Below are 13,259 nucleotides of genomic sequence, written 5' to 3' on the forward strand. Positions count from 1 at the left end.
ATTGATGATGTTTGGTTTTGTTAAAGAAATTTAACAAAGTATGCTCCAGCCCTGAGCCAGATGTAACCTGACAGATACCTGTATAAATAACCGGTAACTGTCAGATCAGGTCTGAGCTAATACACTTAAAAGAATGCTTTAATTTTTTCACCGATACGCTTGTTAAGCTGGCAAACCCGGGCTTCGGTTAATCCCAATACCAGTGAAATCTCTTTCAGGCTCATGTTCTGCTGGTAATAAAGGTTGAGGATGATTTTTTCACGTTCATCAAGCGTGTCGATAGCACTTGCCAAGGTACGCTGCGTTTCAATTTCTTCTTCCAGACGCCGGCCTGCGAACGCACTACCCTTCAGGTCACCAGAAAGCAGTACATCAAAACTTTCCATCGTTCCGGCATTATCCAGCAACAGATATTCCTGATAATCCTCAGCGGTGATACCTATCTGTTGGCAAATTTCTTCCGGCGAAGGCTCGCGCCCTAACTGACGAGACAGAACCCGAATAGCATCATTCATCTTATGGGTTTTCTGTCGCAGTCCACGTGGGCGCCAGTCGTGCTGGCGAAATTGATCCAGTACCGCACCGCGAATACGCTGTGTAGCATAACCCGCGAACTGCTCGTCAGGATGACCATAGCGGCGCAGGGCTTCAAGCAACCCCATCAGTGCAATTTGCTCAATATCATCGCGATCCATCATACTGTTGGCCTGTGGCGCCAACTGACGGACAATACGTTTCACCAACGGAAGCCATTGCTGCAGGTAATGACTTTCTTCTGCCGAATTAAGCGTGAGAAGTTCGTTAAATATTTCCTGATGTGCCATTACTTAAAGCCCCTTTTTTAAAAAAGTAAGATCGTTAAAAGTTACCGGCATATCCCTTTCCGCAAAATCCGGCTTGTCGTTGTTCATCCTCTCCACGATGACCCGCTGTAAAATATGCTGTCCCATTACGCTTCGATCCCTTCCCCGTTTTCCTGGATTGAACCTAAGATCTCTTCCACCTCTTTAATCCGTTCAATGGACCGTTGATGGCTGGCGTCGTACAGGCGATAAACGCAGTAGTCATACAAGCAAGCTAAACGCAGCGCTAACTCGCCACCGTTTTCAAAGTCCAACGCGCTGGTCAGCGTATTAAGAAGGTCAATGCCTTTGTTGAGGCTGTCAGCCATACGCGTATAACATCGGGCCTGAAAATGTCCCTTAGCACGAGTCAACTCATCCAACAGGCCGGCGCACAGCATCCGTTGTTGATATAACGCGGATGCGACTGGGCGAACAGCCAGATCAGCGTCCTGATTCTGAATCAAGTCGTTATCTGTTCTTCTCATTCTCGCGATCCTTTTTTCTTAAATAATTTGGTTTCTTCATCGCGACTGACGGTGGGGCCTTATTCGCATTTTATTGATTTGTGCTTCCCGAGAGGTAAGTCCTCACCCTGGCGATAAAGAGGTGGTTTCCCCTTAAATAGCAAGGTTCGGGCCAGAACTTAAAATCTTTGTTATTCAATAGGTTGATGATTTTATGCGGAAACAAAACTTCCCCCTTAACGGAAAGAAGGAAGTTTGCAGGAGGAAAAAAAGCACCGCTTAATAAACGCGGTCGGCAAAGAAAATAAGTTGGTTATTCCGTATACTCAGAACGCTCTTATCCAGAGTGTTCAGATTATGCTTACAGGAGGATGGCAATGTTGCCAGTCAGCACGATCACCCGCCGCAGAGTCGCTGAAAGCTGATCATGAAATATGACTAATGCATTGAATTATAATAATTTTATATATTATCGCGACAAGTGGTATGGCTGAAAAATCATCCAGATAAAGACACGACAAATAAAAGGTTATAAAGAGTGGCGGTGATAACAATCTGGTTATAAAAGACCATAAAAAGGATGAAATCCGCCGGACGGAATAAACATGTTCTGGTAAAGAAAATGAGAAAAATGTTAATAAAAAACAACACAATGGATTTTAATTAACAACAAGAGAGTAATCTGATACTAACTATCAATATAAAAAGAACAAAAAAAATAAAATAAAAATAGTTTAGAAAGAAGGAAGTGCTTATTACACTACCAGTTGAATAATAAAACTGGAATAATGAAAACATCGTCACCTAATTTCCGGTTAGAAAAAGTGTCAATCCTTCTATGATCTCACACTGTGTTATTCACCACTGGCTAATTGATATCTCGTCCAGTTCGCTGATCCATCAGTTGACCGGTGAGCGGCGCCGTCTGGGCGAATATCAACTCAAACTGCTGATCGTACTGGTACAGAACGCGGGTAAAATCTTCACCCGCGAAGAATTGAATTCGCTGGTCTGGGAACGCCGGGTTATCGGTAATAACAGCCTGCCTAATGCCATTCATGCCCTGCGCGTAGCGCTGGAAGACAATGGGAAACAGCAGCGCATCATCAAAACGATCCCCAAAAAAGGCTACATTCTGGAAACAGAGTTTTGTCAGTTTCACCTGGATAAGCAGGAGAAGAACGAGGGAGAAGAGCCAACAGCAGAGGAAAGCCGTGAAAATAAGTCACCTTTATCACTGCATACAGCAGTCAGCCCCGACAATCATCCAGGGCAACACGCACCACAACAGGTTATCCCCCATCGGACACAGAAACGAGATGGGAAACGTGAACATTTCTGGCGCTGGATGAGTCTGGCGCAGGGTCTCCTGCTGTCACTGGTTGTGGGTCTGCTGGCCATCACCAGTTCATCCCGTCAGGAAAATAAAATGGTCGAACAGAGTTCCGGTATCTACAGTCATATTCATCTTTATACTCTGGCGCACAGTAATGACCCTCTGAGCCTGACGGAAGATATCAATAAACTGCTCGCCCCTGCGCTAACAGAATTAAACACCCTGCTCAGAGTAAAACAGGCTGAAATGAAGGTGTTTTACCTGGTCACGGCCAGCGCTTTAAATTACACGATAGTGATTACCAACCGCTGTGATCGCCGCCAGTTGGCGATGAAGATCGCACAATTTCGCAGCGATAATTCACAACTTAATGCCTTAATTTACCGGGAAACAGAGCGAAAAATAAATGAAATGGAGAATTGTATCAATTAGTCTGATGATTCTGACATTATTGTTAATCAGTTGTACGGTACTCAAAACGCTTTATGTATCGTATCCAAAAAATTCCAAACTGTTCAGCAATGAAATGAACAAACTGAATATTCAACTAGGCTATTACGACTTATTGTCTAATAACAGTGAGTTATATAACGTTCATTTTCATATCAATGGCAATAACATTGAGCTAAAACTACGGAATCCTGACGACAACCACTTGCAAATAAAGCTGAACATGGCGCTGAAAAAAGTGACCCTCCAGGGGAAAATTTATAGTTATGAGCCCATATTTACCTCAAAAAGCAATGCTAACCTGCTGTTAACCAACACCCTGGGTTATCTTGAACATGGTGATATCATGCTGATCAGGCTGTCCAGTCCGGGAGGCAAGGTGACCCTCACCCCTACCGGGATGATAGTCAACCATATTTAGCGAATGTTCGGATGCACAGGCACGTTACAGTCCCTGCTCACTCGCGACGACGAAGAGGAAAAATGGGCGTAATTTTTTTTATTCCGAACGTAAAGTTCTGTCTGGCAGGGTCGCTCTTATAGGAGAGTAGATTTTCTTACCCTTTTATAGAGCAGCAACAAATGATGAAGATTCTAGCAGAATATATGATGCAATGTGGCAGCCCACTTAATAATGTATTTGCCGGAGCGGTGGGGAAAACCACGCAGAAAACCCCGGCTTCCCTGTTGCCAACCGATGTCATCAACCAGCCTCAGCAAGCGCTGCACGCCATGCCAGAGGTAGATACTGAGCGGGTTTATACCATGCAGGCGGCGATCAGAAACGGCGAATTGTCTCTGGACAGCGCCTCACTGGCAGGTGCCATGATGGATTACTACCGCCGATAAGCTGGCATGACCGACAGGTTCATCGTCTCCACACACAGTAAAATCTGCCGGAGCAAGGTATACCGATAAAATTTAAGGCTCAGGGATGGGTCTGCTTCTTTCCGTCAGCCATGTATCGCCAGATTGCGGGCGCTCAGTGCCGTCAGGCCCATCAGCGATACTAATCCAGCCTATCCCCGGTCATCAAGATGAACAACTGAGATCAAAGCCCTGCTCCCGCATACTGGCAAGCCGGTAACGTAGTGCACGCGGAGTGATGCCGAGAAAAGCAGCCGTCTGAGATTTATTGCCCTGATGGCGCTTAAGCAGGTCGGTGATATATTGAAATTCCGCCATCTTGCCGCACTGTTTGATTGGGCTTTCATCACTGTATTCAGGCCGTTCAGAGCTACAATCTGCCGACAACGGTGCCTTCAGCCCCAAACTATTGCTATCCAGTGCGCCGCTATCGGACATGATCAGGGCTCGCTGGACGGCGTTTTCCAGTTCACGGACATTACCTGGCCAGTCGTATGAAAGTAGCGCGCGTCGCGCCTGTTCAGTCAGGTGAGGTGTTGTGGTGGACAATGATCGATATTTCTGAATAAATCGTTCAGTCAGAGGAATAATGTCTTCCGCTCTTTCCCGCAGCGGGGTGATGTGAACGGGTACAACAGAAATACGGTAAAACAGATCCTGACGGAATCGCCCTTCGGCAACCTCTACTTCCAGATCTTTGTTGGTCGAGGCGATCAGACGGATATTCAGTGGTACGGATTTATGACTACCTAACCGTTCCACGCATTTTTCCTGCAATACACGCAACAACTTAACCTGCAACGACAACGGCATATCGCCAATTTCATCCAGTAACAACGTACCGCCATTAGCCTGTTCAAACTTGCCGGGTTGGCTGTTAATCGCGCCGGTAAACGCGCCCTTCTCGTAACCAAATAAAATCGCTTCCAGCATATTTTCAGGAATGGCTGCACAATTCACACCAACATAGGGAGCGTCATTACCAAAGGAATAATGATGAATATACTTTGCGACGCACTCTTTACCTGTACCTGTTTCACCGGTTATCAACACAGGGACATTAAACTTAGCCAACCGTCTTGCCAGTGATAATAAATTCACGCTAGTAGGAGAATGCGCAACAAAATCATATTCGATACAACCAGAAATTTTCCTGTTCATTTCCATTCTGCTGACTCTCATGTGTTAATACTTTGTTTGAAAATTACATCCAGTGGTAACCAGGAATAAAACAATTATACTTTTTTCCTTTATTTTTTTTATCTTTATTAGGATATTAAAAAATAATTCCAATAAAATCAATTAGTTGTACAATTTCAGGGGTGCGCATTAAGGTGATTAATAATAAATTAATAATCAAAAACCACTTAACACCCCACCTGAAAAACCACCAAATATATATTTTCAGAAGGAATTCAGAACAAACAGTGCTGGTGAAAATAAAAAAAACGCCCCAGGGAAATGACCATTTACCATTCAGATATATCCCCAAAAAAATACCGCCACCCTGTGCATTAATTGTACTTTTGCCTACAAAACAAATTATTGCGGATAGCGCGGTTCGTCTTAACAAGAGCATCATCAGCACTCATCATCATGGATGAGTATTCTGAGATAATGCCATTACAGATTAATCACTCCACTGCCCATTATTATAATGATTGAAAATATAACCATGGATAAACGAGAACATTTTTCCCGAAAAATTTTATCAATCATGCTCAAATGGGCGGTGATTCACAATAAATAGTCAACATAAACAGCCTTCTATGACTACAGTGAACACTGAAGATTCCGCACATGCTTGCGATGAATTGATGCATCATCGCGCCTGTCACTGGAGAAAAGGTTAGACAATGATGGTCAGACGTCACTTTAATTCAGGAATAAATTACGCCAATTGGTCAGCGTTTTCGGCAGCGTTGTCTCCCCTTTTTCGGTGGTGATGTAGCTAAGCTGTATGCTATTTTCCTGGCTGTCATCCGGAGTCACCAGCATCGCCCAGATTTTACCTGTTGATGTATACATCACTATCGCAGCATATCGATTGGCGGCCCCTTTCAACGATAATATCAGCACCGTCGCCCCCATATCATCTTGATCTTCCACGTAGCGTACATTGTTCGCTACGCGAACATACTGCTGGTAGTCTTTGTCGGCCAGTTGACGGAAACGGTCATCCAGCGTTTGGGATGGAAACACGCCTAAAGATAACAACGTGGCCGCCGGGCGCGGATCGCTGACCGCCTTCTCATACTCGCCATCAATACTCATGTTACCCGGCATCAGCAGCTTACAACTGCCCATCTTATCGCTGTTGATCTCCAGCTTGCCATCCTGACGCGGGATAAACAGCACAGTACATTTCCCCCCCCAGGCAATGCGGTCGGTGAACCCTTGTCCTTTATATATCCTTACGTTACCGCGCAGAGTCGATTTATAAACGCCACTCCACACTTGCCCGGTAAAATCGAACGCCCATTCATTGGCGTTACTGATAGTAATTTTTCCACCATTGCCATTGGTGGCAGAAGTATTCCACCAAACCCCATTCCAGCTAAACGTTTCCGGCACATGATATAACTCACTGAGTCCTTGCAGGTAAGCCCAGCGCAGACAACGGTTCGTGGTACAGGCATCTCGCGAACGCTGCCACAGCTGCATACGTTGAACCGCGCTATTAGTCTCCTCAGCCATCATCGTCTTGCGATATGTTTCGTTCAGCAGCCCGTCAAGCCAGAACAGTTGAGGGGTATCGCAAATGGTATTCTCCACAATGCTGGAGGCTTTATCACAGTCGATGGCCAACACGGGAAAAACACAACTGATCACAGCGATAAAAAGGATGCTTCTTTGTACCTGTTTCATCATTTCCTTATGTCATCTGGCTCGTAAAAAAAATTATATCCTTAACGCGTTGGAAATACCCGATTTCAGCACAACTGTTATAGTCTTATTTACGCAAATTGTGTCTGCTACTAATTAACTATTTATGATTAACTGTGAGCAGTATCAGTTGGGAGATCGACCATGGAATACGTCAAACAGATCCTGCTACGCGAAATTGACACGCTGAACCGTGAAGAACAACGCGATAACAAACCGCGTCTCAGCCTTGCCTTTCTGAAAAATCATCCTGGCCTGTGGGCTTCAATGTACGTCTGTTATGCGCTTACTGCGGCGCTCATTTTTACCACTGAGTTTCTGGGCTGGCCGGCCTTCTGGGGTGCCACTGGCTTCGTGCTACTGATGAGCGGCCTGATGCTACTGGATGTCAACCCCCGCTATCGTTTTGAAGATATCGATGCACTGGACCTGCGCGTCTGCTACAACGGTGAGTGGTATTACGTGCGTACCCTGTCCGAAAAAGCAATTCAGGATATATTGTCCAGCAATGAGGTGCCGGATAACATCAAACATGGCATAGAAAAGCTGTTATCACTGAAAGGCGAAGTGGACTTTTATGATGTCTACCATCTCGCCTGGGGACAGCAATCCGCCTCCAGCGTCTGAGTTCTGTGGGTCAGTCCGAGCGGCCCGCCAGCATATCACTGATCAACCCACCGAGTTTCGCCACCGCCGCTTCCTGCGCTTCTCCCCATGACCACGCGGTGTTAAAGCGAAAATAGTTGGCGTACTGCTCCCCGGAAGAAAACATCTTACCGGGCGCGATGCTGATATTGTGTTGCAGCGCACGGTAATAAAGTTCGGTGGTATTGATTTGTCGGGGTAACTCAATCCACAGGAAATAACCGCCCTGCGAATCGTTAATCCGCGCCGTCGCAGGCAAGTGGCGCTTCAGCGAAGATCGCGCCTGATTTTTGCGCTGTTCCAGTTGCTGACGCAATCGGCGCAGATGACTGTCATAACTACGCGTACCAAGATAGTTAGCCAGCGCCAACTGCATGGGCGCGCTGGTGGCAAGCGTGCTCATTAACTGCAGGCGCTGAATACGCTGGGCATGTTTACCGGCGGCCACCCACCCAACACGAAAACCCGCAACCAGATTTTTCGAAAACGACGAGCAATGCAGCACACGATTGTCGCGATCAAACGCTTTGGCAGGCAGCGGTTTCTCGCTGCCGAAATAAAGTTCGCTGTAAACATCATCCTCAATGAGCATCACCTGGTGCTGCTCCAGCAACGTCACCAACTGCTGCTTCTTCTCTTTACTCAGCGTACAACCGACCGGATTTTGCTGATTAGTCATCACCCAGCAGGCTTTGATCGGCCAGCGGCCCAGAGCTCTTGACAGCTCCGCCAGATCCATACCGTACTGTGGATCGGTGGCAATCGCCACCGCCTTCAGCTTCAGCCGCTCAATGACCTGTAGCGCGCCATAAAAGCAAGGGTTCTCAATCGCCACCCAGTCTCCCGGTTCGGTAACCGCCTGCATACTCAGATTCAGCGCTTCCATTGCACCATTGGTGATAACGATTTCATCGGGAGAAACCTGAATGCCTTGCAGGGCATAGCGCTGCGCCAGCGTTTTACGCAACGCTTCATTGCCGGGAGGCAGATTATTCAGAGCATCCGCAGGTTTGAGGGTATGGGAAACCGTCGCCAGCGAGCGCATTAATTGACGCTGGGGAAAGAGTCCGGGATCAGGAAAGGCTGAGCCAAAAGGTATAATGTGCGGATCACGGCAGGCCTGCAGGACATCAAAGATAAAGGCGTTTATATCCACCGACTCTGCCAGTTGCACCTTCTGGTGGCTGGCAGGCTGGTTGAGAAACTCCGCGCGCGGGGCAACATAGTAACCAGACTGTGGTCTGGACTGGATCCAGCCCTGGCTCTCCAACACCTGATAAGCATGCATCACCGTCATCAGGCTCATACTACTCAATGAGACCTGTTCACGTAGTGAAGGGAGTTTTTCACCCGGCAACCAGATCTCCGTCGAAATCTGCTGTTGGATTTGATCAATTAACTGCTGGTATTTTGCCAAAACGATGATCGTTCCGCCGCTAAACTTGAGCCATTATTATAGAGAGCGCCCACCGATTGAACAGCATCTGGCGGCAGAAAAATAGTTAAATCATCAATGTGTTGTTCCTGGAGTAAATCCCCTTTTTATGTTCAGGCGCCTGGTCGCTAAAGTTGCTGACGATAACGACGATAAAAGAGTCTTTCCTGCACCAGCGTTGATTCTGTTAATTTTTTGTTACCAATGTGAATGGAATACACCTTATCAACGGTGACCATCATCACATTAAATCCGACCTGCTCAGGCTAAAAGGGAAGAAAAACCTAAAGGATGTCGTATGACTGTGGCCACTTCTTCCTCTAACAAACCTCAGAGCAGTGCCAAAACCATCTTCAACGTCACCAGTGGTAACTTCCTGGAGATGTATGACTTTATGGTGTTTGGTTATTATGCCTCCGCCATTGCCAACACCTTTTTCCCCGGCGATGATCCGTTTGCTTCCCTGATGCTGACGCTGATGACCTTTGGCGCAGGCTTCCTGATGCGTCCGCTCGGCGCGATCATTCTCGGCTCCTACATTGACCATCACGGCCGTCGCAAAGGGTTGCTGCTGACGTTGGGTCTGATGGCGATCGGGACACTGACCATCGCCCTTGTCCCCGGTTACAATACGCTTGGGCCCGCCGCGCCGATTCTGATTCTGCTGGGCCGCCTGTTGCAGGGACTCTCTGCCGGGGTTGAACTGGGTGGCGTCTCGGTCTATCTCGCCGAAATTGCGCCGAAAAACCGCAAAGGTTTTTTTGTCAGTTGGCAGTCAGGTAGCCAGCAGGTTTCGGTGATTTTCGCCGCGCTGCTTGGCCTGACGATTAACCACTGGCTGGATAAAAACCAGATCACCGAGTGGGGCTGGCGGATCCCATTCGTGATCGGTTGTATGATTGTACCGTTCCTGTTCTGGGTCAGAAGCATGTTGCAGGAAACTGCGGCATTCAGCCAGCGTAAAGTTCACCCGTCAATGAAACAGATTGTCCGTTCGGTTGCCAGTAACTGGGCACTGGTGCTGGCTGGAATGCTGATGGTGGTCACCACCACGGTCATGTTCTATATGATAACCGCCTTTACCCCGACCTTTGGTAAAACCGTGTTGATGATGAGCGATAAACAGAGCTTCTTCGTCACGCTGTGCATTGGCCTGTCAAACCTGATCTGGCTCCCCATCATGGGGACTGTGTCCGACCGCTATGGCCGTCGTCCGCTGTTAATTTTGTTTTCCGTGCTGATGATTGCCACCGCATGGCCGGTGCTACGCTGGCTGGTCAGTTCTCCAACCTTCACTCACTTGCTGGAGGCCGAACTGTGGCTGTCATTTCTTTATGCCAGCTACAACGGTGCGATGGTGGTTTATCTGGCTGAAGTGATGCCTGCGGAAGTGCGGGCCACCGGATTCTCACTGGCTTATAGTCTGGCGACTGCGCTGTTTGGCGGCTTCACCCCAGCGATTTCCAGCTACCTGATCCATGTCACCGGTGATAAAGCGATGCCGGGCGTCTGGCTGACCTTCTCCGCCGTCTGTGGATTGATTGGCACCATGGTTATCAAACGCTTGCTCCGCCAGTATCAGGCGAAACATGCCGGAGTCCCGGCGGGGCAACAAATATAGTCTCTACGATGCCCCCTTGTGATACCGTATAGAAAGCCCCGAAAGGGGCTTTCTATACGGTATTAAACGGCAAGTCGGGGCAGAATTACTTACTGGTGGTTTCCATTCCCATTAGCCCAATTTTCAGGTATCCCGCCTGGCGCAGTTTATCCATCACCCCCATCAGCGTTTCGTAATCCACCGACTTGTCAGCCTGGAAGAAAATGGTGGTCTCTTTATTACCCTGAGTCTGATCGTTCAGCGTTGCAATCAGTGAGTCTGCGGTAACTGCGTCGTTGCCAATAAATAGCTGCTTATCTGCCTTGATAGAGAGATAAACCGGTTTTTCAGGTCTCGGCTGAGGCGCACTGGTTGAAGCAGGCAGATTAACGCGAATATCAACGGTTGCCAGCGGTGCGGCGACCATAAAGATAATCAACAACACCAACATAACGTCGATAAACGGCGTAACGTTAATTTCATGCATTTCGCCGTTGCTATCGAGATCTTCATTTAAACGCATTGCCATGATGCTTATCCTGCCCGCAGTTTTTGAGCTGCTGGCGAACACTGCGCACCATTACTGATAGCCAGGTCCAAATCACGACTTTGCAGCAGCATTATCTGAGCCGCCACATCGCCTAACATCGCTTTATAGTTGCCAATCCATCGGGCAAACACGTTATAAATAACCACCGCCGGAATGGCCGCAACCAGACCGATAGCGGTCGCCAACAATGCTTCAGCGATACCCGGTGCCACCACCGCCAGGTTGGTGGTCTGCGTCTGGGCAATGCCAATGAAGCTGTTCATAATGCCCCATACGGTACCGAACAGCCCGATAAAAGGCGCAATGGCGCCAATTGTTGCCAGAAAACCGTTACCCCGCCCTACATGGCGACTGAAAAAAGCCACCCGGCGCTCCAGGCGGAAAGCGGTGCGCTCTTTAATGCCGGCGTTGTCTTCCGAACCTGCCGACAGTTGCAGCTCATTTTCCGCTTCTTTCAGCAGTTGCGTAGTCAGACTATTGTCTTTAAAGGTCGCACAGGTCTCTGCCGCGTCCTGCAAAGAACGGGCATCCGCCAGTGCCAGTTGTTCGCGCTTCAGACGACGTTTCGCCGCGCTGAGTTCTGCGCTTTTGCTGAAGAAAATCGCCCAGGTCACAACCGACGCCAGCAACAGACCAATCATGACCACTTTAACCACGATGTCCGCATGGTGGTACATACCCCAGACGGAGAGATCCGTCTGCATCAAATCATTCGTCACGCTGTCTCTCCAACGGAAAAGGGATAGCAAAAAACCAGAGTGGATCATACCAAATCAATGACGAATTGATAGTAGTTATCATTACTATTTACCCACAACTTGCCAATTTTTACACTCTTTCCGCTTTGTTGCCGGTTTACGCTTTTTTGGCGTAATCTTTGTCACCTGGTGGGTTAACCAATGTCACGCCATCGCCTGCCGTGTTAACGTTAAGCAATAACCGCTATCTGCTAACAGAGTATCTGATGACCAGTAAACACATTGAAACGGCGCTGATTACGGTCGGACGTCGTAAACGATATACCCAGGGATCCGTGAACAGCGTTATCCAACGCGCCTCTTCACTGGTTTTTGACAGCGTTGCCGAAAAAAAACGCGCCACCGCAGGTCGGGCGAATGGCGAACTGTTCTATGGTCGTCGCGGCACACTCACCCACTTTTCGTTGCAGGAAGCCATGACCGAGTTGGAAGGCGGCGCAGGTTGTGCATTGTATCCTTGTGGCGCTGCGGCGGTCACTAATGCCATCCTCGCCTTCGTCTCCTCTGGCGACAACGTGTTGATGGCGGGGTCAGTCTACGAACCAACACAAGACTTCTGCACTAAAATCCTCACTAAAATGAACGTCTCCACCACCTGGTTCGATCACGGTATCGGCGAAGATATTGCGCAACTGATTCAACCGAATACCCGGGTGGTGTTCCTTGAATCGCCCGCCTCGATAACCATGGAAGTACAGGATATTCCAGCTATTGTCGCCGCTGTACGCCGTAAAGCGCCTGAAGCCATCATTATGATTGATAATACCTGGGCCGCCGGAATACTGTTTCCCGCGTTGGCATTCGGTATCGATATTTCCATTCAGGCAGGGACCAAATACCTGATTGGCCATTCCGATGCGATGATCGGTACGGCGGTCGCCAATGAGCGCTGCTGGGCGCAATTGCGTGAAAATTCATACCTGATGGGTCAGATGGTCGACGCTGATACCGCTTATATGACCAGTCGTGGCCTGAGAACACTGGCCGTGCGCCTGCGCCAGCATGAAGAAAGCGGCCTGAGAGTGGCAAACTGGCTGGCGGAGAGGCCAGAAGTGGCTCTGGTGAATCATCCAGCGCTACCGCAATGTCAGGGGCATCAGTTTTGGAAACGCGATTTTACCGGCAGCAGCGGATTATTCTCTTTTGTGTTAAAAAACCGGCTGAGCGAGGCGCAACTGGCTGAGTATCTCGATCATTTCGAACACTTCAGCATGGCTTACTCATGGGGTGGCTATGAGTCGCTGATCCTGGCCAATCAGCCGGAAGAGCTGGCCGCTATTCGACCGGCAGGCGGAATCAACTTCAGCGGTACACTGGTGAGGTTACATATCGGGCTGGAAAATGTTGACGATCTGATTGCCGACCTGGCGGCCGGTTTTGCCCGTCTGACACGCGGACCGGGCAGAGAAAAATAAACCGTGCC

13 protein-coding genes are annotated in these 13,259 nt (G+C 48.5%); 6 read left to right on the plus strand and 7 right to left on the minus strand.

The window, feature by feature from the left end; genetic code table 11:
• Window positions 1-125: 125 nt before the first annotated feature.
• Complete coding sequence (locus tag EH228_RS06600) at window positions 126-824, minus strand: FliA/WhiG family RNA polymerase sigma factor (RefSeq protein WP_152320873.1); 699 nt, start codon at window positions 822-824, stop codon at window positions 126-128.
• Window positions 825-949: 125 nt separating this feature from the next.
• Window positions 950-1,330: a flagellar export chaperone FliS gene (locus EH228_RS06605; protein WP_152320874.1), complete on the minus strand. Its 381-nt coding sequence runs from the start codon at window positions 1,328-1,330 to the stop codon at window positions 950-952.
• Window positions 1,331-2,147: 817 nt separating this feature from the next.
• Here EH228_RS06605 and EH228_RS06610 point away from each other — a divergent pair.
• From EH228_RS06610 to flgM, 3 genes are all read left to right on the plus strand, one after another.
• The gene (locus EH228_RS06610; protein WP_152320875.1) at window positions 2,148-3,077 is read left to right on the plus strand and encodes a winged helix-turn-helix domain-containing protein; all 930 of its coding nucleotides are present in this window, start codon (window positions 2,148-2,150) and stop codon (window positions 3,075-3,077) included.
• 94 nt (window positions 3,078-3,171) lie between these two features.
• Window positions 3,172-3,516, plus strand: coding sequence for a hypothetical protein (locus EH228_RS06615; RefSeq protein WP_152320876.1), 345 nt, complete (start codon window positions 3,172-3,174; stop codon window positions 3,514-3,516).
• 161 nt (window positions 3,517-3,677) lie between these two features.
• Entirely contained in the window at window positions 3,678-3,944 is a 267-nt protein-coding gene (gene flgM, locus EH228_RS06620; protein ID WP_152320878.1) for a flagellar biosynthesis anti-sigma factor FlgM, read from the plus strand.
• A 183-nt stretch (window positions 3,945-4,127) separates the two neighbouring features.
• On the opposite strand, the gene EH228_RS06625 is transcribed toward flgM, so the two are convergent.
• Together EH228_RS06625 and EH228_RS06630 are read right to left on the minus strand one after the other, a co-directional pair.
• Complete coding sequence (locus EH228_RS06625) at window positions 4,128-5,129, minus strand: sigma-54 interaction domain-containing protein (RefSeq protein ID WP_152320879.1); 1,002 nt, start codon at window positions 5,127-5,129, stop codon at window positions 4,128-4,130.
• Between the two features lie 708 nt (window positions 5,130-5,837).
• Window positions 5,838-6,833, minus strand: coding sequence for a lysozyme inhibitor LprI family protein (locus EH228_RS06630; protein ID WP_152320880.1), 996 nt, complete (start codon window positions 6,831-6,833; stop codon window positions 5,838-5,840).
• Between the two features lie 159 nt (window positions 6,834-6,992).
• Here EH228_RS06630 and EH228_RS06635 point away from each other — a divergent pair, with 159 nt between their 5' ends.
• Entirely contained in the window at window positions 6,993-7,475 is a 483-nt protein-coding gene (locus EH228_RS06635; protein WP_152320882.1) for a YlaC family protein, read from the plus strand.
• 10 nt (window positions 7,476-7,485) lie between these two features.
• On the opposite strand, the gene EH228_RS06640 is transcribed toward EH228_RS06635, so the two are convergent.
• Window positions 7,486-8,910, minus strand: a complete 1,425-nt coding sequence (locus EH228_RS06640) for an aminotransferase-like domain-containing protein (RefSeq protein WP_152320883.1) — start codon at window positions 8,908-8,910, stop codon at window positions 7,486-7,488.
• 316 nt (window positions 8,911-9,226) lie between these two features.
• On the opposite strand from EH228_RS06640, the gene tcuC reads away from it, so the two are divergent.
• A complete protein-coding gene (gene tcuC, locus EH228_RS06645) occupies window positions 9,227-10,549 on the plus strand; it encodes an MFS transporter (RefSeq protein WP_152320884.1) in 1,323 nt (440 codons plus the stop codon).
• A gap of 85 nt (window positions 10,550-10,634) precedes the next feature.
• On the opposite strand, the gene exbD is transcribed toward tcuC, so the two are convergent.
• Both exbD and exbB read right to left on the minus strand, forming a co-directional pair.
• The gene (exbD, locus tag EH228_RS06650; protein ID WP_152320885.1) at window positions 10,635-11,057 is read right to left on the minus strand and encodes a TonB system transport protein ExbD; all 423 of its coding nucleotides are present in this window, start codon (window positions 11,055-11,057) and stop codon (window positions 10,635-10,637) included.
• Window positions 11,058-11,062: 5 nt separating this feature from the next.
• Window positions 11,063-11,797 (minus strand): tol-pal system-associated acyl-CoA thioesterase, encoded by a 735-nt coding sequence (gene exbB / locus EH228_RS06655; protein ID WP_152320886.1) that lies wholly within the window; start codon window positions 11,795-11,797, stop codon window positions 11,063-11,065.
• A 245-nt stretch (window positions 11,798-12,042) separates the two neighbouring features.
• Between exbB and metC the strand changes: the two genes are divergently transcribed.
• Window positions 12,043-13,251 carry a cystathionine beta-lyase gene (gene metC / locus EH228_RS06660; RefSeq protein WP_152320887.1) on the plus strand — a complete coding sequence of 403 codons (1,209 nt, stop codon included), beginning with the start codon at window positions 12,043-12,045 and terminating at the stop codon, window positions 13,249-13,251.
• Window positions 13,252-13,259: the final 8 nt, after the last annotated feature.

This window comes from Erwinia endophytica (assembly GCF_009295515.1).
Classification (GTDB): Bacteria; Pseudomonadota; Gammaproteobacteria; order Enterobacterales; family Enterobacteriaceae; genus Erwinia; species Erwinia endophytica.